Origin of the sequence: Nocardia sp. JMUB6875 (genome assembly GCF_041154655.1) — a bacterium.
Taxonomy (GTDB): domain Bacteria; phylum Actinomycetota; class Actinomycetes; order Mycobacteriales; family Mycobacteriaceae; genus Nocardia.
In genome coordinates, this window is the sequence record NZ_BAAFGR010000016.1 from 20,120 (window position 1) to 40,229 (window position 20,110).

Sequence of the window (20,110 nt, forward strand, 5' to 3'; positions counted from 1 at the left end):
AACTAGTTGAGCACTACAAGCAGTTGCTCTACGCAAGGAGGTGAGATCGACCGTGACCGACGATGACCCGGCGATTACCCAGCGGACCGACATCGACGACGGCCTTGTCGACGCCATCGCATTCGAGATCGCCCGGCTCACCAAACTGCGTGATCGCACCAATGCGCAGATCGCGACCCTGAGCCACGGTGAGATCGAACCGGCGGCCTTCGGCATCCTGTTCCAGCTCATCCACACCGGCCCGGTCCGGTCGGGGGCACTCGCCGAGGCGCTCTACTCCGACGCCTCCACCATCAGCCGGCAGGTCGCGAGCCTGGTCAAGCGCGGACTCATCGAGCGCCGCGCCGACCCGTCCGACGGCCGGGTCAGCGTGCTCGACGTGACCGAGGCCGGTCGCGCGGTCGCCGCCCAGATCCGGGTCCGGCGCAACGACTCGCTGCGGCAGATGCTCGAGGGCTGGACCCCGGAGGAACGGGACACCTTCTCGAATCTGCTGCGGCGCTTCGTCGACGGCTACGAGGTGACCCGGCAACGCATGCTGGCCGATATGGCGGCCCACAAAGACCTGCAATCCTATTACGCACCCGCGGAGAACAATTCGTGACTACTCGAGTCGAAGCGGCGGAGCCCGAAGTCAATTCGTCGGGGTTCACCCACAAACAGATCCTGGTCATCATGAGCGGCCTGATGATGGGCATGCTGCTGGCCGCCCTGGATCAGACCATCGTGTCGACCTCCATCCGCACCATCGCCGATGAGCTGCAGGGCTATTCGGCGCAGGCGTGGGTGACCACCGCCTACCTGATCACCTCGACGCTGGCGACGCCGCTCTACGGCAAGCTCTCGGACATGTACGGCCGCAAGCCGTTCTACCTGGCCGCCATCTCCATCTTCGTGGTCGGCTCGCTGGCCTGTTCCATGGCGACGTCCATGTACGAACTGGCCGCCTACCGGGCCTTCCAGGGCCTGGGCGCGGGCGGTCTGATGTCGCTGGCGCTGACCATCATGGGCGACATCGTGTCTCCGCGTGAGCGCGCCCGCTACCAGGGCTACTTCCTGGCCGTGTTCGGCACCTCCAGCGTGGTGGGCCCGGTCATCGGCGGCCTGCTGTCGGGCACCGACCAGATCCTGGGCGTCACCGGCTGGCGCTGGGTGTTCCTGGTGAACGTGCCGATCGGCATCATCGCGCTGGCCGTGGTGACCCGCGTGCTGAAGCTGCCCAAGCGCCCGAAGAACAAGGTGCCGATCGACTGGATGGGCATCTCGGCGCTGATCGTCGGCCTGGTGCCGCTGCTGGTGGTGGCCGAGCAGGGTCGCGAATGGGGTTGGACCAGTGGGCATTCGCTGTTCTGCTACATCCTGGGCGCGCTCGGCATCCTGTCCTTCATCGCGGTCGAGGCCAAGCAGGGCGACGCCGCGCTGATCCCGCTGCGCATGTTCAAGAACTCCACCTTCGCGCTGGGCGTGGTCATCTCGGTGGTGGTCGGCGCGGCCATGTTCGGCGGCATCACGCTGCTGCCGCAGTACCTGCAGGTGGTCCAGGGCGCGAGCCCGACCAAGGCGGGTCTGCTCATGCTGCCGCTGGTGGCGGGCATGATGACCGGTTCGATCCTGGCGGGTCAGCTGATCTCGAAGACCGGGCGGTACAAGTACTTCCCGCCGGTCGGCGCGTTCCTGCTGACCTCGGGGCTGTTCCTGCTGCACTTCGTCTCCGCGGATACGAAGCTGTGGGTCGTCATGATCTTCATGGCCATCACCGGCTTCGGCCTGGGCAACCTGATGCAGCCGCTGACCCTGGCGCTGCAGAACGCCTTGCCGCCCAAGGACATGGGCGTGTCCACCGCGGCCGCGACCTTCTTCCGCCAGATCGGCGGCACCCTGGGTGTGGCGGTGTTCCTGTCGGTGCTGTTCACGCAGCTGGCCCCGAACATCACCACCTCGCTCGAGGGTGTGCGGAGCGACCCGGCCTACGTGCAGGCCGCCACCGAGGCGGTCAAGGGTCCGGACTCGGTCGACAAGAAGGTCGTGCTCGGCCTGTCGAACGAGAAGACCGCACCGGCGGTCGTGGGCCAGGTGCTCAATGACAGTTCGGTGATCCAGCAGCTGAATCCGACGCTGGCGCATCCCTTCAAGGAGGGCTTCGCCAAGTCCATGGACCGGGTGTTCCTCTCGGCCACGGTGGTGGCGCTGATCGGCTTCATCCTGGTGCTGTTCTGGAAGGAGGTGCCGCTGCGGACCGCGGGCGGCATCCAGGCCCGCAAGGAAGCCGTCGAAGAGGCGGACGTGGCGGCACTCTGAGCCTCGGGCAATACAGCGCCGTAGTCGCCCGAATGATCGATGCCCCCGTCGCGGAAACGCGGCGGGGGCATCGTCATTTCACATTTCGGGCGCTTATCTGTGAGTTACTTGGGAGCGAGCAGTGAGCTTGTTGTGAACCCTTTGTCCACAAGGTCCGATTCGAACCCGAGGATGTGATGAGGTTTATGTCTGCCCCTCGACTTGCCGCCGCCGTGGTGCTGGTGCTCGCGCTGGGCTCCGGTCCCCTGACCGTCGCCACCGCGACCGCCGGGCCGGTCAATCCGAGTTTCCCCAATCCGGGCGCGCCCGACAACGGGCAGCAGCCGAAGAAGGACGAACACGTCGACAAGGCCGAGAAGCTGGGCGGCGGCCTGATCACGAAGATGATCGATTCGGCGGCGGACACGCTCAAGTGCACGCTGAACATCCCGCTGCCGACGGTGAAGTGCGGGTAGCGGACCCGAATACCCTTGCGGGCCGGTCAGATCAGGCTGATCTGACCGGCCTGTTCGTTTACCTGGCCCAATAGCTCGGGGCCATTGTTCTTGACGCTGTTCACCAGCGACGGCACCTCACGCATGAGGATGTCCGAAACCGCTTCGGGCGAAGGGGTTTCCAGCAATTCCTCCGGAGCCGGGTGGTCCGGGTCCAGCCAGGTATCCCAGTGCTCGCGCGGCATGGGCAGCGGCATCCGGTCGTGGATCTTGGTGAGATCACCGACCGAATCGGTGGTCAGGATGGTGCAGGACAGCAGCGGTTTCGCCTCGTCGCCCAGGCTGCGATCGCGCCAGACCGACCAGAGACCGGCCATGTAGAGCCGCCCGCCATCGGACTTGGACATGAAATACGGCCGCTTGACGGCCTTTCCGGCCGAGTCCGTATCGGTGACCCACTCGTACCAGCCGTCCATGGGCACCAGGCAGCGCCGCTTCTTGACCGCGTCCCGGAAGGAGGCCGTGGTGGCTGCCTTGTCGGCGCGGGCGTTGAACAGCGGCTTGCCCTTGACCGGGACGCCGGGCTCGGCGGCCTTGGTCCACACGGGGATCAGGCCCCAGCGCATGGCGCGGATGCGCAGCGTGGCCGGGTCCTCCGGGTGATCGCGGTCGTGGCGTTCCACGACGGTGAGCACCTGATTGGTCGGGGCCACGTTGTAATTGGGGTTGAAGCCCTTGTCATCGGTCTCGTCGATAGCGTCGAGTTCGACGGCCAGCTTCGCGGGATTCGTCGTTGTCGCATACCTACCGCACATGCCGACCATGCTGCCACCGGGCACCGACACTCACCAGAAATGACGCTCACGAGATGAATCGCCCACGATGTGATGGCAATTGACATCACTTGGACGGTGTGAGACGTTCGTCTCATCACACTCTCATCCTCAAGGGATCGCCGCCAATCATGACTGCAACCGAAACCGCCCCGCTCGATCAGGCCGACACGCTGACTTCGGTCAACCCCGCCACCGGCGAGACGCTCGCCACCTACCCGATCGACGATGAGGCTGCGGTGCGAGCGGCCGTCGCCAAGGCCCGGACCGCCGCCGCCACCTGGGGCGCGCTGAGCTACGCCGAGCGCAAGAAGCACATTCTGCGCTGGGGCAGCAAGCTCGTCGAGAAGTCCGACGAGCTCAGCGAGCTCATCCACGCCGAGAACGGCAAGCCGCTCGACGACGCCTTCCTGGAGCTGATGCTCGCGCTGGAGCACATCAAGTGGGCCGCCTCCAATGCCGAGAAGGTGCTCAAGGCCAAGAAGGTCTCGCCGGGCGCGTTCATGGCCAACTTCGCCGCGCACCTGGAGTACCGGCCGCTGGGTGTCGTCGGCATCATCGGGCCGTGGAACTACCCGGTCTACACCCCCAACGGCTCCATCGCCTACGCGCTGGCCGCCGGCAACTGCGTGGTGTTCAAGCCCAGTGAGTTCTCCACGGGCATCGGCAATTTCGTGGCCAAGGCGTTCGCCGAGGCGAATCCGGAACTCCCCGATGGGGTTTTCATCACCGTCAACGGCTACGGCGCGACCGGCGCGGCGCTGGTCAAGTCCGGTGTCGACAAGCTGGCCTTCACCGGATCCACCGCGACCGGCAAGAAGATCATGGCCTCGGCCGCCGAGACCCTCACCCCGGTGCTGCTGGAGTGCGGCGGTAAGGACGCGGTGATCGTGGCCGCCGATGCCGACATCAAGGCCGCCGCCGACGCGGTCGCCTGGGGCGCGACCGCCAACTCCGGCCAGACCTGCGCGGGCGTCGAGCGCGTCTACGTGGACAAGTCGATCGCCGACGAGTTCATCGCCGAGGTCAAGCGCATCCTCACCGATATCAAGCCGGGTTCGGACGCCAAGGCCTCCTACGGCCCGATGACCATGCCCAGCCAGATCGACATCGTGCGCCGCCACATCGAGGACGCCATCAAGAACGGCGGCAAGGCCGTGCTCGGCGGGCCCGAATCCGTCAAGGGCCCCTACATCGAACCGGTGGTGCTGGTCGACGTGGACGAGTCCTCGGACGCGGTGTGCGAGGAGACCTTCGGGCCGACCGTCACCATTCGCACGGTCAACGGCATCGACGAGGCGGTGGAGCTGACCAACAAGAGCAAGTACGGGCTGGGCTCCGCGGTGTACTCCAAGAAGCAGGGCATGGAGATCGCGCGGCGGCTCGAGGTCGGCTGCACCTCGGTGAACTCGGTGCTGTCCTACGCCGCCATCTCGGGGCTGCCGTTCGGCGGCGTCCGCGACTCCGGCATCGGCCGTATCCACGGTGCGCCGGGCCTGCTGGAATTCGCGCGGCCGCATTCGATCGCGGTGCAGCGCTTCACGATTCCGGGCATGGCGCTGCTGTCCTACACGCGGACCGATCGCACCATGAAGCTGCTGCGCAAGATCGTGCCGCTGGTCCACGGGCGCGCCAAGTAGCGAAACACCTACTGCGACAACGCCGGTCTCCATCGAGGAGACCGGCGTTGGGCGTTATGGGGTGGGCGGCAACGGGGTTGGGGCAAAGAACTCTTCGAGCGGGGTCGGGCCGGTGTAGCGCTGGCAGTTGCAGCGCGCCCAGGCCTTGAGGCCCATGCCGGTCTTGCGGAAGGTCTCGGCGTGGCAGTGGCCCGCTTCGCGGTCGTGCAGCGCCAGGTCGTGCCCGCACCCGCAGACAGCGGGCTGCTGAGCCGCCACGGACTTGGGTCTCCGGGAACCGAATCGGCCCGCGAGCCAGCCGCCGCCGACGAGCGCGCCCCCGATGACGAGGCTGATGGGATCGATCACCGGCCCAGTATACGTAGTTCTATACGTATACGTCTAGCTCGAATCCAACGCTCGGGAAACGGACGCAACGCCCGCGACGGCCCGATCGTTTGGGAGGATGGGGGTGTGACTTTCTGGCCCGCGCCCCACGTCCGAGTTCCCGTCCACGCGACCGTGACCCTGCCCGGGTCCAAATCCATTACCAATCGGGCGCTGATCCTCGCCGCGCTGGCGGATCGGCCGTCCACCCTGACCGGCGCGCTGCGCAGCCGCGACACCAATCTCATGATCGAGGCGCTGCGGGCCATGGGAACCGGGATCGAGGGCGACGGGGAGACCCTCACCGTCACGCCCCCGGCCGAATTCTCCAGCGCCATGGTCGATTGCGGGCTGGCGGGCACGGTCATGCGCTTCCTGCCGCCGGTGGCGGCGCTGGCCCACGGCGATGTGGCCTTCGACGGTGACGAGCAGGCGCGGGCGCGGCCGCTGACCACCATCCTGGACGCGCTGCGGGCGCTGGGCCTCGACATCGACGGCAACCAGCTGCCGTTCGTGGTGCACGGGACGGGATCGTTGCGCGGCGGGCCGGTCACCATCGACGCGTCCGGATCCTCGCAGTTCGTGTCCGGACTGCTGCTCTCGGCGGCGCGGTTCGAGCAGGGCGTCACGGTCAATCACGACGGCGCGGCGCTGCCGTCGATGCCGCACATCGAGATGACCGTGGAGATGCTGCGGCGCGCCGACGTGCGGGTGGACGCGCCCAATGATCCGCGCAAGGCGCAGACCTGGACCGTCGCGCCGGGCCCGATTCGCGCGGTGGACTGGGAGATCGAGCCGGACCTGTCCAATGCCACCCCGTTCCTGGCGGCCGCCGCGGTCACCGGCGGCGAGGTGAGCATTCCGCATTGGCCGCGGTACACCACCCAGCCCGGCGACGTGATCCGCGAGATCCTGGTGCGCATGGGCGCGGAGGCGCGCTTCTACGAGAACGTGCTGACCGTGCGCGGCCCGGAACGGCTGGCCGGCATCGACATCGACCTGCACGATGTGGGCGAGCTGACGCCGACCGTGGCCGCCCTTGCGGCACTGGCGGATTCGCCGTCACGGCTGCGCGGCATCGCGCACCTGCGCGGGCACGAGACCGACCGGCTGGCGGCGCTGGCCACCGAGATCAACCGGCTCGGCGGCAAGGTGACCGAGACCGAGGACGGGCTGACCATCGTGCCGAATCCGCTCACCGGCGGGCAGTGGCACTCCTACGCCGACCACCGGATGGCCACGGCCGGAGCCATTATCGGGCTGGTGACGCCGGGCGTGGAGATCGAGGACATCGGCACGACCGCCAAGACGCTGCCCGGGTTCGTGGAACTTTGGGACAACATGCTCGCGGGAGCAGAGCACTGAGGCGCCGCGAGTACGACGAGTCCGATGTCCGGGTGCGCCCGGGCAAGGGCTCGCGCCCGCGCACCAAGACCCGGCCGCAGCATCTGGATGCCGAAGCGGCCATGGTGGTTTCGGTGGACCGCGGGCGCTGGGGCTGCGTGCTCGACGACGATCCGGACCGGCCCGTGGTGGCCATGCGGGCGCGCGAGCTCGGGCGCACCCCGATCGTGGTCGGCGATCAGGTGGACCTGGTCGGCGACCTGTCCGGCAAGCCCGACAGCCTGGCCCGCATCGTGCGGGTGTCGGATCGGCGAACGGTATTGCGCCGCACCGCCGATGACACCGATCCGTTCGAGCGGGTGGTGGTCGCCAATGCCGAGCAGCTGTTCATCGTGGTGGCCCTGGCCGACCCGCCGCCGCGCACCGGATTCGTGGAGCGCGCCATGGTGGCGGCGTATGTCGGTGGGCTGCAACCGATCCTGTGCCTGACCAAACACGATCTGGCCGCCGAATCCGAATTCGCCGCGGCCTTCGAGGATTTGGATCTGACCATCGTCTACGGCGGCATCGAGGATCCGCTGGAACCGGTGCTGGAGCTGCTCGACGACAAGCTCACCGCGCTCATCGGGCACTCCGGGGTCGGCAAGTCGACCCTGGTGAACCGGCTGGTGCCGGATGCCGAGCGGGCGGTCGGCGTGGTCTCCGGCGTCGGCAAGGGGCGGCACACCTCGACCCAGTCGGTGGCGCTGCCGCTGCCCGACGGCGGCTGGGTCATCGACACCCCGGGCGTGCGGTCGTTCGGACTGGCCCACATCACGCCCGACGATGTCATCCAGGCGTTCTCGGATCTGGCCGACGCCATCGAGGACTGCCCGCGCGGCTGCACCCACCTCGGGCCGCCCGCCGACCCGGAATGCGCGCTGGACAATCTGCCCGGCAAGGAGTTGCGGGTGGCCGCCATTCGCCGCTTGCTCACCGCCCTTAATTCCAATGACCCGTGGTTTCGGGGAAACACCGACACCTGAGTTAGCCAGGAAATCGCCCATTCGATACCTTTTGTGCATAACCGGCATGAAAGGGTCGTCATGGGCGAGGAAAACCCCGACGGGCCGCCCGCCAGCGAGCGGCGGCACAGAATTGCCAAGGCCGCACGGGACCAGGCCGCGAAATCGGCGCGTGAACAGGCGGAATTACCGCGGGAGCACGATGAGGACCGGTCACCCGCCGATCCGCACGATTGGCAGGACGAGTGGGATCGCGCACGTTGGGCGCCGTGAACCCGACCCCGAACGTGCGGTAGCAACATAATCATGGGATGGCATTCGCTGAATGGCGTCGCCGGCCCGAGGCGCCCGCTCGATTCAATCCGCTGCCCCGGCTGGGCCGATCCCTGGCCCGCCGCCGCACGGTCATGCGCGCCGCGCCCGCGGTCTTCGCACTGGAACGGTTCACGCGGCGGGTGACGAAGGGCCGCAAGGGAATCCTGGACGTGGCGGGCCTGCCCGCGCTGCAGGTGACGGCGCCCGGCCGCCGCAGCGGCATGCCCCGCACCGTGACCTTGCTGTATGTGCCCGATCCCCACGACGAGAAACGCTTCCTGATCGTCTCGTCGAATTGGGGGCGGCCCGAACAGCCCGCCTGGTCGTCCAATCTGCGGGCCACCGATCAGGCCGAGTTGGAGGTGCGCGGTGAGCGGTTCCCGGTGCGGGTGCGGCAGCTGACCGGGGGCGATCGGGATCGGGCCTGGCGGCGGGCGCTGGAATTCTGGCCGGGTTACGCCATGGAACAGCGGCTCGCGGGTGAGCGAAAGTTCCGGCTGTTCGAACTCGAACGCATATGAGTTGCCGCTGATTCGCCGAAACCCCTTCAGCGCGGGCGGATCAGGCGCATCCCGTTGTCGAAGTCGATGCCGCGCAGCTCGGAACGCCCGGTGAGGCCGAGCTTTTCGAGAATCCGCGACATGTGATGCCCGACCGTGCGCGGGCTCAGGAACAATTCCGCGCCGATCTCCCGATTGGTGAACCCCTGCGCGGCCAGTCGGGCCACCTGGGACTCCTGCGCGGTCAACGGGGTGGACCCGGGGGCGGCCTTCGCGCCGGTGCCGGTGAGGTCGAGTTCGTGGCGGGCGCGCGCCGCCCACGCGGTGGCGCCGATCAGGTCGAAAGCGTCGGCGGCGGTGCGCAATTGCTCGGCGGCGTCGCCGCGGCGGCGGACCCGGCGCAGCCACTTGCCGTAGAGCAGCCGGGTGCGGGCGCGGCCGAAGTTGGTGTGGCGAGCGTCGCCGACGGCCAGCGCGCGGCGGTAGTACCGCTCGGCGCGGTCCTCCTCGGCCAGCAGCGCCCGGCAGGCGTACGCATCGGACAGGGCCCATGGCGCCCGGGATCGCCACGCCCAGGCCGCGATTCGCGCGGCGTGCGCGGCGGCCTCGTCGAAACGGCCGACCCGGCACGCCGCCTCGACCAGGTCGACGGTCGCCAGCCGGGCCAGCGTCGGATGCGCGGCCTCGTGACCGGGCCGCGCCAGCGCGGACAGGCGGCGGTGGGCCGACTCGGCATCACCCGCGGCGAGCGCGTGGAAACCCTGATGCCAGTACGCACCGCCGATCAGCACCGATACCGCGTGCGGACGCGCCAGTGCCAGTGCGTGATCCGCGCTCTCGGCCACCGTGTCGCCGTCGCCGCGCTGGGCGGCGAGCCGGGCCCGCAGATTCCAGCACTGGGCCAGGATATTGGCCGCGCCCGCACCGGTGGCCAGCTCGAACGCCTCGGCCAGCGTGGCCTCCCCCGCCTCCCAGCGGCCGGTGGCGAACTGCACGATGGCCAGTTGCGGCAGCAGGCCCAGCACCGCCGCGCGATCCCCCGAATCCCGCAGCGCCCCGGTCACTGTCAGATACGGCTCGACCCCGCGCTCGGCCAGACCCCATTCCAGCAATTGCGCGGCCGGGGGCAGCAGATGCGCGGCCACGATGGGCGACGGCGCGGCGGCCACGGCCTCGAGCTGACCGTCGAGCGGCAGATCGGCGGAGCGGCCCACCACCCAGGCGGCACGGTCGGCCAGCAGGCGCAGGGCGGCCGCCAGGTCGGAGGACGAGGAAACCGTCGATGGCAGTGAGGGCAGCCCGGGCGCGGTCGAGGCGTCGATGAGGTCCGCGTCGCGCAGCAGGCGGGTGTGGGCCTCGGCCGGATCACCGGCGACGAATTCGAGCAGGCCCGACAGGCCGCCACCGGCGGCCGCGAGTTGCGCCGGGGGCGTACGGGTTTCGGCGAGCGAGAGCAGGCGGCGGGTGGATTCGATATCGCCGCCCGCCCAGGCGAGGCGGGCAGCGGCGGCCAGCCGGACCCCGGCGGTACGCGGATCGGGAGTGATGGCGGCGGCGCGGCGCAGCAGCGCGGCGGCGGCCAACGCACCGGCCCGGGCCTGCACCACCTCCGCGCCGTCGGAAAGCGCCTGGGCGAGAGTCGAATCGGGGCCGTCGAGCGTGGCGGCCAGATGCCAGGTGCGCAGCACGCCGTTGTCGGGACCCCGCAGCGCGTCGGCGAGCGCGAGGTGCGCCGCCCTGCGTTGCGCGGGAGACGCGGCGTCGTAGGCCGCGCCGCAGAGCAGCCGGTGCCGCATCTCGACGCGCCCGTCGGTGACCGCGAGCAGACCGGCGGCGAGCGCGGCCTCCCAATCCGCCGCGGTGACACCGAGGCTGGTGGCCGCCGCCGAGATCGCGCTCAACGTGCCCCGGTCCTCCGCGGCCACCACGGTGAGCAGGGTGCGCACCGGTGTGCTCAGGGCCGCCAGCCGATCGGCGTGGGCTGCGCGCAGGCGCGGGCCGAAAGGGACCGGACCCCAGGCGATTCCGGAGCCGTCCTCGGTGTCGACGGGAAACTCGGTCAGCGCCAGTGGATTTCCGGCGGTCATGCGCAACATGCGGGCCGCCCGTGGCGCGCCGACGCCGCCGGAGCGCAGCGCCAGCAGCCGCCGCGCCTGCGCGTCGGTCAACGGCCCGATCGGCAGCACCGGCAATGCCTGCCAGACGGAGCCCGCCGGGTTGTCGCGCATCGCGGCCAGCAGGGCCACCCGGTGCGCGCCCGCGCGGCGCAGGGCGAAGATCAGGGCCCGGGCCGTCGCGGCGTCGACCCACTGGGCGTCGTCGACCACCAACAGGATCGGCTCGGTGCGGGCGACCGACGCCAGCAATGTGACCAGCGCCGCGCCGACCAGAAAGGGTTCGGCCGAGCCCGCGTCGCTGCCCAGGGCCGCACCCAATGCCCGTGCCTGCGGACCGGGCAGCCCGGTGAGTCGATCGGCCAGCGGCAGCAGCAGTTCGTGCAGGCCCGCGAAATCCATCTCGGCTTCCGCGCGGAATCCGCGGCCGGACAGCACCCGGAAATCCGTTGCGCGCGCTTCGGTATCGCGCAGCAGCGCCGTCTTTCCGATACCCGGCTCGCCCCACAACAACAATCCGCCGCCGCGTCCGGCGCGTGCCTCACTCAATAGACGAGACAGTTCGACCTGTTCTCGTTCCCGCCCCTGGAGCACCCGAATCTCGCGCACATCGCAAGTTACCCCGCCCCGCGATAAGCGGACAAACTTGCAATAAGGCGTGTCCCAGCGGCTGAGATCACCTGGCGGATATGCGATTCCGAGTCTTTCGGCAACCGACCGATTCGATGACCGATACGATGACCGATCGCGAATCCGGAGCGTCCGGTAAAATGCGCGAGGCAAATTACGTCCGGAATTGGCGGAATTCGGTGCTTCGACTCCCATTACTTTCCCAGCGGCCCACCCGCTAAACATTCCCGGCCGCACGGGGTGCGGACGATGCCGGAACTGGTTAGCCTGCCGAGGTGGAAGACCGTGAGCGCAAGGAATTCTCGCCGCTCCTCGACGCGGCCCTCGGCCCCGGCGCACCCGTCACCCCGGAAGTCCGGATCGGGCGCAACGACCCCGACGGCGAATTACCCGAGTGTGTGCGCTGTGGCAGGCCCGCCGCCCTGCACCTGCGGGCGGTGTGGCTTTCCACCCGGGCCCTGCTGGCCGGGGACACCGATGTGGACAGCCTGATCCAGGTGCACGCCTGCGGTGGCTGCGCCGGCAGCGTCGCGGGCATGATCCTCATCAACTGGGATCCCCGCTATTGGGGCGAGTCCGTGCACCTGGAATAGCGAAAACTTCAGCGCGGCCGGACGATTCGCATTCCATTGTCGAAATCGACGTCGACCAGATCCGCCCGGCCGCTGAGCCCCAGCTTGCCGAACACCCGCGACAGATGGTGCCCCACCGTGCGCGGGCTCAGGAACAGTTCGGTCCCGATCTCCCGATTGGTGAGCCCGTGCGCGGCCAGCCGCGCGACGCGCAGTTCCTGCGCCGTCAGCACCGAGGTCTCCCCGTGCGCGGTGACCGGCGCGGCGCGGCGCCCGGTGAGTTCCAGTTCCTGCTGCGCGCGCGACACCCACTGCTGCGCGCCCATGCGATCGAAGGCCTCGGCGGCCGTGCGCAATTGCTCGGCGGCGTCCGCGCGGCGGCGCACCCGGCGCAGCCACTTGCCGTAGAGCAGTTGGGCGCGAGCATGATTCAGGTCGTGGCGGCTGCGGCGGACCGCGAGCGCGCGCCGGAAGTACCGGTCGGCGCGGTCGTCGGTGCTCAGCAGTGCCCGGCAGGTGTAGGCGGCCGAGACCGCCCAGTCGGCGCGGGAGCGGACGGCCCAGTCCCGGATGTCCGCGTAGTACGCGAGCGCCTCGGCGTGGCGGCCGACCCGGGTGGCCGCCTCTACCAGATCCACCGCGGCGAGCCGGGAATAGGTCGGATGGCAGGCGTCGTGCCCGGGCTGCGCGAGGGTGCGCAGGCGCAGATACGCGTTCTCCGGATCGCCATTGCTGAGCGCGTGGAAGCCGAGGTGCCAGTGCACCGACGCGACGAGCGCCCGTGTCCGCCGCGGTCGCGCCAGCGCCAGGGCGTTGTCCGCGGCCTCCCGCACGGCGTCCGAATCACCGTGCAGCGCGGTGATCTTCGCGCGCAGGGACCAGCAGTGGGCGAGCACGTTCTCCACGCCGCCCGCGGTGGCCAGCTCGAACGCCTCGGCCAGGGTCTGCTCGGCGGCCGGGAGCCGGCCGTTGGCGAACTGGATGATGGCCAGCTGCGGCAGCAGCGACACCGCGGCCGGGGCGGAACTGCCCCGCAGCCGCGCGGCGGCCCGGGTGTAGGGCTCCAGCGCCCGGTCGGCCAGGCCCCACAGCAGCACCAGGGGCGCGGGCGGCAGCGGCCGGATCATGGTGTGCAGGCGCGAATTGCCGTCCGTCACCGCGATTTCCGCGGGGTCCAGGTCGAGCCCGCCGAGCCCGGCGGCCCAGCGGGCGCGGGCGGCGTCGATGCGCAGATTCGCCGCGGTCTCCGGATCCACCAGTTCGGCGTCGCGAAGCATCAGCTGGCTGGCCCGTTCCGGTTCGCCCGCGACGAATTCCAGCATTCCGGCCAGGCCGCGGCTGGCGGTCGCCGCCCGCTCCGGACCCAGGCGGGCGGTGGCGCGGTCGAGCAGGCCGTGCGCGGAGGCGATATCGCCACCCGCCCAGGCGAATCGGCCGGCCGCGGCCAGCCGCTCCCCCGCCCGCTCCGGATCGGGGGAGATGGCGGCGGCCTGACGCAGCATGGCGGCGGCCGCCAGCTGCCCGTGATCGGCCGCGGTCCCGCGTTCGGTCAGCGCCGCCGCCAGCGCCTCGTCGGGGCGGTCGGAGGCCATGGCGCCGTGCCAGATTCGCAGATCCGCGGCGCCCGGCTCGGTCAGCGCGGCCGCCACGGCCAGCTGGGCGGCGCGGCGCTCGGCGGGCGCGGCGGCATCGTGGGCGGCGGCGCACAGCAGGGCGTGGGTGCGCTCGACGCGGCCGTCGCCGACCGCGAGCAGGCCCGCGGCCGTGGCGAACTCCCAGGCGGTGGGCCCGGCCCCGAGCGCGGCGGCCGCGGCGGTCACCACGCCCAGCACACCGCGGGTCTCGGTGGCGGCCACCGTGAGCAGCACCCGCACCTCGGGCGGCAGCGCCGCGACCCGGTCGGCGAAGGCGGCGCGCACGCCCGGGCCCAGCGCCATCGGTTCCGGCGCGGTGCCCGCGAGTTCGCCCACCACGCCGGGTAATTCGTGCAGGGCCAGCGGATTGCCGCCCGCCACCTCGAGAATGCGGGCCAGGCGCAGCGCGCCCAGCGGGCCGTGGCGGTCGGCGATCAGGCGGCGCGCCTCGGCGTCGGGCAGACCGGTGACCGCCAGCGACGGCAGTTCGCGCCAGACGGTGTCGGCGGGATCGTCGCGCACCGCCACCAGCAGCGCGACCGGAACCGCGGACAGCCGGCGGATGGCGAAGATGAGCGCCTGCGCCGATTCCGGATCCAGCAGCCGGGCCTCGTCCACCACCAGCAGCAGCGGCGTCTCGGCGGCCAGCACCGCGAGCAGCCGCACCAGGGCCGCGCCGACCAGGAAGACCTCGGCGGGCGCGGCGTCCAGGCCGAGCACCGAACTCAGCGCGCGCGCCTGCGTGGGCGGCAGCTGCGCGAGCCGGTCCGCGACCGGGAGCAGCAGTTCGTGCAGGCCCGCGAACCGCAATTCCGATTCGGTGCGAATGCCCTGGCAGCGCAGCACGCGGAAGTCCGCGGCGCGTTCGACGGCGCCGCGCAGCAACGCGGTCTTACCGATGGCCGGATCGCCGTACAGCACCAGTCCCGTGCCCCGCCCCGACCGCGCGGCCCCGAGTAGCCGATCCAATTGGATTCGTTCCCGGTCCCGCCCGTACAGCATTGATTCCTCCCACACACCCCGAAATTTAGACGAGCTAATAGCCTGCAACCAAGTCGGGTCGGTCAAGTGGCACAAAATGTCCTGGAATGACACAGATCACAGGATTTGCCGCGGAATTCACATAACGCGCAGGCGCGTTCGCGCGATATTTCAGGCCATTTTCGCGCGACCGAAGTGAAATGAAGCTGAATACGATTCGGTCGATTTTCACCGGAACCGCGAAAACAAAAGCGCCCCCGGCGAATTCGCCGGGGGCGCTTTGGTGCTGAGAGCGATCAGCGGAACAGCGTCAGGTTGACGGTGCCGTCGGCCTGCGGGTCGCAGCTGTACTGCCAGCCGGCGTTGCCGTCGAGCAGGGTGCCGTCCGGCGCGGTCCAGGAGCCCTTCGAGCCGTCGGCGACACACGCGTCCATGGTGGCGTAGTTGCCGCCGAAGTAGGACTCGGCGTGCGCGGTGGCGACACCGAAGCCGGCGATGCCCAGGGCCATGGCGGTAACAGCGAGAGTCTTGCGCATGATTTCGGTTCCTTCTTCCTTCGCGATCGCCCCTCGGCGACCGGACTGGAACCATTTGATCGCAGTGATCGTGACTGTTTCATGACCGGGCGAAAAGTGCTGGTACGGACCGAAAAACAGTGGGCCCCGGGCGTAAACGCCCGGGGCCCACCATGTTTCACATACCTAGTGCCGACGCTTGGTGCGGGGCGCGCGATCCTGCTTGCCCTGCGCACGGGCGGCCTCGCGGCGCTCGCGGCGGGTGCCGCCCTGGCCGTCCTCGTTGCCGTACTCGTCGCTGTCGCTGCGAATGGCGGCGTGGCCGCCCTCGTCCGGACCCGAGTAGGACAGGCCGCGCGGGCCCGACTCGTCGATGCCCTTGGCGCGCAGGGCCGGCGGAGCGCCGTTGCCCGCCTGGGCGGCGTCCTCCTGGGTGGGGAGCGGGCGGTTGCCGACGGGCGACTGCAGACCCGCGGCCACGTTCACGCCGACCGGCTGCGGCTGCTGCACCTCGACCTGGAGGTTGAACAGGAAGCCGACCGACTCCTCCTTGAGGCCCTCGAGCATGGCCGCGAACATGTCGAAGCCCTCGCGCTGGTACTCGACCAGCGGATCGCGCTGCGCCATGGCGCGCAGGCCGATGCCCTCCTTGAGGTAGTCCATCTCGTAGAGGTGCTCGCGCCACTTGCGGTCCAGCACGCTCAGCAGGATCTGGCGTTCCAGATTGCGCATGCTGCCCTCGCCGGCCAGGCCGTCGATCTCGGACTCGCGGTTGGCGTAGGCGCCGTGCGCGTCCTCGAGGACGGCCTCCAGCAGCTCCTCGCGGGACAGCTCGCCGACCTCGCCGGTCTCGCTCTCGCCGGTCAGGTCCTTGTAGTCGATGCCGATGGGGTACAGCGTCTTCAGCGCGCCCCACAGCTTCTCGAGATCCCAGTCCTCGACGTAGCCCTCGGCGGTGGCGCCGTTGACGTAGGCGGTGATCACGTCGGTGATCATCTCCTGAACCTGGCCCTCCATGTCCTCGCCGTTGAGGATGCGGGCGCGCTCGGCGTAGATCACCTTGCGCTGCTGGTTCATGACCTCGTCGTACTTGAGGACGTTCTTGCGGATCTCGAAGTTCTGCTGCTCGACCTGGGTCTGCGCCGACTTGATGGCCCGCGAGACCATCTTGGCCTCGATGGGCTGGTCGTCGGGCAGGTTCAGCCGGGTCATGATCGACTCCAGCGCCGCGCCGTTGAAGCGCCGCATGAGCTCGTCACCCAGCGACAGGTAGAACCGGGACTCGCCCGGATCGCCCTGACGGCCGGAACGACCGCGCAGCTGGTTGTCGATGCGCCGCGACTCGTGGCGCTCGGTGCCCAGCACGTAGAGGCCGCCCGCGTCGCGCACCGCCTCGGCGTCGTCCTCGACCTGCTCCTTGACCCGCTCCAGGGTCGGATGCCACTGGGCCTCGTACTCGTCGGGGGTCTCGACCGGGTCCAGGCCCTGCCGGCGCAGCAGGATGTCGGCGATGATGTCCGGGTTGCCGCCCAGCACGATGTCGGTACCGCGACCGGCCATATTGGTGGCGACGGTGACCGCGCCCGGGCGACCCGCCTCGGCGACGATCTGCGCTTCCTGCTCGTGGAACTTGGCGTTGAGCACGTTGTGCGGAATGCCGCGCTTGGTCAGCAGCTTGGACAGGTACTCCGAGCGCTCGACCGAGGTGGTGCCGACCAGGACCGGCTGGCCCTGCTCATGCTTCTCCTGGATGTCGTCGGCGACCGCGGCGTACTTGGCCTCCTCGGTCTTGTAGATGAGGTCGGTCTGATCCGCGCGGATCATCGGCTTGTTGGTCGGGATCGGCACGACGCCCAGGCCGTAGGTCTGGTGCAGCTCGGCCGCCTCGGTCTCGGCGGTACCGGTCATGCCCGAGAGCTTGTCGTAGAGGCGGAAGTAGTTCTGCAGCGTGATGGTGGCCAGAGTCTGGTTCTCCGGCTGGATCTCCACGCCCTCCTTGGCCTCGATGGCCTGGTGCATGCCCTCGTTGTAGCGGCGGCCCACCAGGATTCGGCCGGTGAACTCGTCGACGATGATGACCTCGCCGTTGCGGACGATGTAGTCCTTGTCCCGCTCGTAGAGCTCCTTGGCCTTGATGGCGTTGTTCAGGTAGCTCACCAGCGGCGAGTTGGCGGCCTCGTAGAGGTTGTCGATGCCCAGCTGGTCCTCGACGAATTCGACGCCGGCCTCGTGCACACCGATGGTGCGCTTCTTGATGTCGACCTCGTAGTGCAGGTCCTTCTTCAGCAGCGGCGCGATGCGCGCGAACTCCGCGTACCACTTCGAGGAGGCGTCGGCCGGGCCCGAGATGATCAGCGGGGTGCGGGCCTCGTCGATGAGGATGGAGTCGACCTCGTCGACGATGGCGAAGTTGTGCCCGCGCTGGACCAGATCGTCCAGCGAGTGGGTCATATTGTCGCGCAGGTAGTCGAAGCCGAACTCGTTGTTCGTGCCGTAGGTGATGTCGGCGGCGTAGGCCTCGCGGCGCTCGGCCGGGCTCATGCCGCCCAGGATCACGCCGACCTCGAGGCCGAGGAAGCGGTGCACGCGGCCCATCCACTCGGCGTCGCGCTTGGCCAGGTAGTCGTTGACGGTGACGACGTGCACGCCCTCGCCGGAGATGGCGTTGAGGTAGGCGGGCAGCACACAGGTCAGGGTCTTGCCCTCACCGGTCTTCATCTCCGCCACATTGCCGATGTGCAGGGCGCCGCCGCCCATGATCTGCACCTTGTAGTGCTTCTGGTTGAGCACTCGCCAGGACGCTTCCCGCGCGGTCGCGAAGGCCTCCAGCAGCAGCTCGTCGAGGCTCTCGCCGTCGGCGTAGCGCTCCTTGAACTCCGCGGTCTTGGCCTGCAACTCGGCGTCGCTGAGGGCCGTGAACTCCTCGTCGAGGGCGATGACCTCATCGGCCAGACTCGCCAGCCGCTTGACCGTGCGACCTTCACCAATCCGTAGCAACCTTGAAAAACTCAGCGCAGGCACGGGTCTTGTAGTCCTCTGGTCGGTGTTGTCGGTAGCCCCCACCACAGCGGGAAGCCTGCGCGCGGGCGCGCAATCACTAGCCATGGTAATCCGGTGCCCAGCTTAGGTGCTGAACTGCGCACCCGATGGCCCAGGCACTGAGGAGATGCTGTGAAATCGCGGTCGGCCGCGGCGTCTTCCGGCGTCCAGCGACCTTGCAGCGAATGGCATTGCGTCCGAGGCTGTTTCGTTACCCCTGAAGTACCATGTAGGGGGTCCGGCGTGCGATGGCTTGCGCCCGCGCGCCCGGAGCAGGGACACCGACGACGGTGTGGGATCTCGGGCAGCGCCGCCCATCCATTCCCCCAGGTGATCGGATTGCGATAGCTTGCCTCTCGACGGCGAAACGCCGCTGATACGCCGACGCCTCGGCAGGGGGAACTTCCGCGGGCGCAGGCAGGGATTAGGGAGTAGCGGGCAGCGTGATCACCAGACTGACGCCGCAGGACGCGTCGTTCTACCGGCTGGAATCCAGCAGCAACCCGATGCACATCGGCTCCCTGGCCATCCTGCGCAATCCCGCGCCGCGGGCCAATTCCGGGCACGGCCCGCTCGACTACGAGCGGCTGGTGTCGCTGGTCGAGTCGCGGCTGCCGCTGGTGCCGCTCTACCGCCGCAAGGTGCGCGAGATCCCGTTCGCGCTGGGCCGCCCGGTGTGGGTGGACGACAGCCACTTCGACATCACCTATCACGTGCGCCGCTCCGCGCTGCCCGAACCGGGGACCGACGAGCAACTGCTGGACCTGGTGGCGCGCCTGGCCTCCCGCCCGCTCGATCCGACCCGGCCGCTGTGGGAGATGTATCTGGTCGAGGGGCTGTCCGAGGGCCGCTGCGCCATCTTCACCAAGACCCATTCCTCGCTGGTCGACGGCGACTCCGCGCTCGAGATCGGGCATGTGATCCTGGACACCTCCAAGGCGCCGCGCGAGGTCGCCGACGACGCCTGGATCGCGCATCGCGAACCCGCGGATCTGGAACTGCTGGTGGGCGCGGTCCTGCATCTGGCCACCCAGCCGCGCGAGGGTCTCGAGGTGGCGCGCCACCACATGGCCGAGGCGTTCGCCATGGTCGACGCCACCGGCAAGGCGGTGCGGAAGGTGGTGTCCATGGTCCGGGCCGCGGCCATCGGCGCGCCCGACAGCCCCCTGAACACCCGGACCTCCCGCAATCGCCGGCTCGAGGTGGTGCGCACCGATCTCGAGGACTACCGCAAGATCCGCAAGCGATTCAACTGTTCGATCAACGACGTGATCCTCGCGGTGGTGACCGGTGCGCTGCGCAATTGGTTGCTCTCGCGCGGCCAGGTGCTCACCGAGGCCGACCTGCTGCGCGCCGTGGTGCCCATGTCGGTCTACGCCGACGGCCCGCACGGCGAGCTGAAACCGGCGGGCGAGGTCACCTCGCTGCTGCTGGATCTGCCGGTGGGCGAGCCGAATCCGGTGATCCGGATGTCGCACATCAAGCACGCCACCGAGGCGCACTCCCGGCATCAGCGCGGAGTGCGGGCGCGCACCCTGGTGCACATGGCCGGATTCGCTCCGGCGAGCCTGCATGCCATGAGCGTGCGCTCGGCGAGTACTTTTGCAGAGCACACGTTCAATCTGGTGATCACCAACGCGCCGGGTCCGCAGCAGGCCATGTACATAGGCGGCGCGCGGATGCTGGAGATGTACCCGGTATCGCCGTTGCTGCGCTTTCAGGCTCTGAGCATCGGGCTCACGTCCTACGACGGACGGGTGTTCTACGGACTCACCGCCGATCGCGACGCCATGGCCGACATCGCGGTGCTGACCGCTTCGGTGCACGAGTCGATGGAGGAGATGCTCGGTGCCTGCGTCCAGTGAGTCGTCGCGCGTGTCGAAGAAGCTAC

General features: G+C 69.3%; 16 protein-coding genes. 10 read left to right on the top strand and 6 right to left on the bottom strand.

Features of this window, described 5'->3' with window-relative positions:
* The first annotated feature begins 52 nt into the window (after positions 1-52).
* The 3 genes from ACAM49_RS06530 (at position 53) to ACAM49_RS06540 (ending at position 2,753) form a co-directional block, all read left to right on the top strand.
* Positions 53-604, top strand: a complete 552-nt coding sequence (locus ACAM49_RS06530) for a MarR family winged helix-turn-helix transcriptional regulator (RefSeq protein WP_369634535.1) — start codon at positions 53-55, stop codon at positions 602-604.
* Positions 601-2,298 (top strand): MDR family MFS transporter, encoded by a 1,698-nt coding sequence (locus ACAM49_RS06535; protein ID WP_369634536.1) that lies wholly within the window; start codon positions 601-603, stop codon positions 2,296-2,298. Before ACAM49_RS06530 ends, ACAM49_RS06535 begins: the two co-directional genes overlap by 4 nt.
* A 185-nt stretch (positions 2,299-2,483) precedes the next feature.
* Positions 2,484-2,753 carry a hypothetical protein gene (locus tag ACAM49_RS06540; RefSeq protein WP_369634537.1) on the top strand — a complete coding sequence of 90 codons (270 nt, stop codon included), beginning with the start codon at positions 2,484-2,486 and terminating at the stop codon, positions 2,751-2,753.
* Between the two features lie 26 nt (positions 2,754-2,779).
* On the opposite strand, the gene ACAM49_RS06545 is transcribed toward ACAM49_RS06540, so the two are convergent.
* Complete coding sequence (locus ACAM49_RS06545; protein WP_369634575.1) at positions 2,780-3,547, bottom strand: SOS response-associated peptidase; 768 nt, start codon at positions 3,545-3,547, stop codon at positions 2,780-2,782.
* Positions 3,548-3,696: 149 nt separating this feature from the next.
* Here ACAM49_RS06545 and ACAM49_RS06550 point away from each other — a divergent pair, with 149 nt between their 5' ends.
* The gene (locus ACAM49_RS06550) at positions 3,697-5,205 is read left to right on the top strand and encodes an aldehyde dehydrogenase family protein (RefSeq protein WP_369634538.1); all 1,509 of its coding nucleotides are present in this window, start codon (positions 3,697-3,699) and stop codon (positions 5,203-5,205) included.
* Between the two features lie 54 nt (positions 5,206-5,259).
* Here ACAM49_RS06550 and ACAM49_RS06555 read toward each other — a convergent pair whose 3' ends face one another.
* On the bottom strand, positions 5,260-5,553 hold the full coding sequence (locus ACAM49_RS06555; RefSeq protein WP_369634539.1) for a hypothetical protein: 294 nt from the start codon (positions 5,551-5,553) through the stop codon (positions 5,260-5,262).
* A 105-nt stretch (positions 5,554-5,658) separates the two neighbouring features.
* On the opposite strand from ACAM49_RS06555, the gene aroA reads away from it, so the two are divergent.
* Genes aroA through ACAM49_RS06575 form a run of 4 tightly spaced genes read left to right on the top strand, consistent with a single transcriptional unit; the run spans position 5,659 to position 8,755 of the window.
* On the top strand, positions 5,659-6,936 hold the full coding sequence (aroA, locus tag ACAM49_RS06560) for a 3-phosphoshikimate 1-carboxyvinyltransferase (protein ID WP_369634540.1): 1,278 nt from the start codon (positions 5,659-5,661) through the stop codon (positions 6,934-6,936).
* Entirely contained in the window at positions 6,903-7,940 is a 1,038-nt protein-coding gene (gene rsgA, locus ACAM49_RS06565) for a ribosome small subunit-dependent GTPase A (RefSeq protein WP_369634541.1), read from the top strand. Before aroA ends, rsgA begins: the two co-directional genes overlap by 34 nt.
* A gap of 60 nt (positions 7,941-8,000) precedes the next feature.
* Positions 8,001-8,192: a hypothetical protein gene (locus tag ACAM49_RS06570; RefSeq protein WP_369634542.1), complete on the top strand. Its 192-nt coding sequence runs from the start codon at positions 8,001-8,003 to the stop codon at positions 8,190-8,192.
* Between the two features lie 38 nt (positions 8,193-8,230).
* Entirely contained in the window at positions 8,231-8,755 is a 525-nt protein-coding gene (locus ACAM49_RS06575; protein ID WP_369634543.1) for a nitroreductase family deazaflavin-dependent oxidoreductase, read from the top strand.
* 26 nt (positions 8,756-8,781) lie between these two features.
* Here ACAM49_RS06575 and ACAM49_RS06580 read toward each other — a convergent pair whose 3' ends face one another.
* Entirely contained in the window at positions 8,782-11,703 is a 2,922-nt protein-coding gene (locus ACAM49_RS06580; RefSeq protein WP_369634576.1) for an AAA family ATPase, read from the bottom strand.
* 50 nt (positions 11,704-11,753) lie between these two features.
* On the opposite strand from ACAM49_RS06580, the gene ACAM49_RS06585 reads away from it, so the two are divergent.
* On the top strand, positions 11,754-12,071 hold the full coding sequence (locus ACAM49_RS06585; protein WP_369634544.1) for a hypothetical protein: 318 nt from the start codon (positions 11,754-11,756) through the stop codon (positions 12,069-12,071).
* 8 nt (positions 12,072-12,079) lie between these two features.
* Here ACAM49_RS06585 and ACAM49_RS06590 read toward each other — a convergent pair whose 3' ends face one another.
* The 3 genes from ACAM49_RS06590 to secA form a co-directional block, all read right to left on the bottom strand.
* Positions 12,080-14,686 (bottom strand): AAA family ATPase, encoded by a 2,607-nt coding sequence (locus ACAM49_RS06590; RefSeq protein WP_369634545.1) that lies wholly within the window; start codon positions 14,684-14,686, stop codon positions 12,080-12,082.
* Between the two features lie 275 nt (positions 14,687-14,961).
* Entirely contained in the window at positions 14,962-15,201 is a 240-nt protein-coding gene (locus ACAM49_RS06595; RefSeq protein ID WP_369634546.1) for a hypothetical protein, read from the bottom strand.
* Positions 15,202-15,366: 165 nt separating this feature from the next.
* Positions 15,367-18,201, bottom strand: coding sequence for a preprotein translocase subunit SecA (gene secA, locus ACAM49_RS06600; protein ID WP_369634547.1), 2,835 nt, complete (start codon positions 18,199-18,201; stop codon positions 15,367-15,369).
* A gap of 461 nt (positions 18,202-18,662) precedes the next feature.
* Between secA and ACAM49_RS06605 the strand changes: the two genes are divergently transcribed.
* Positions 18,663-20,084: a wax ester/triacylglycerol synthase family O-acyltransferase gene (locus tag ACAM49_RS06605; RefSeq protein ID WP_369634548.1), complete on the top strand. Its 1,422-nt coding sequence runs from the start codon at positions 18,663-18,665 to the stop codon at positions 20,082-20,084.
* Positions 20,085-20,110: the final 26 nt, after the last annotated feature.

Coding starts and splice junctions, on each gene's coding strand:
- ACAM49_RS06595 (WP_369634546.1), bottom strand. CDS start 15,201: ATGCGCAAGACTCTCGCTGTTACCGCCATGGCCCTGGGCATCGCCGGC.
- ACAM49_RS06575 (WP_369634543.1), top strand. CDS start 8,231: ATGGCATTCGCTGAATGGCGTCGCCGGCCCGAGGCGCCCGCTCGATTC.
- ACAM49_RS06540 (WP_369634537.1), top strand. CDS start 2,484: ATGTCTGCCCCTCGACTTGCCGCCGCCGTGGTGCTGGTGCTCGCGCTG.
- ACAM49_RS06550 (WP_369634538.1), top strand. CDS start 3,697: ATGACTGCAACCGAAACCGCCCCGCTCGATCAGGCCGACACGCTGACT.
- ACAM49_RS06545 (WP_369634575.1), bottom strand. CDS start 3,547: ATGTGCGGTAGGTATGCGACAACGACGAATCCCGCGAAGCTGGCCGTC.
- ACAM49_RS06590 (WP_369634545.1), bottom strand. CDS start 14,686: ATGCTGTACGGGCGGGACCGGGAACGAATCCAATTGGATCGGCTACTC.
- ACAM49_RS06570 (WP_369634542.1), top strand. CDS start 8,001: ATGGGCGAGGAAAACCCCGACGGGCCGCCCGCCAGCGAGCGGCGGCAC.
- ACAM49_RS06580 (WP_369634576.1), bottom strand. CDS start 11,703: ATGTTTAGCGGGTGGGCCGCTGGGAAAGTAATGGGAGTCGAAGCACCG.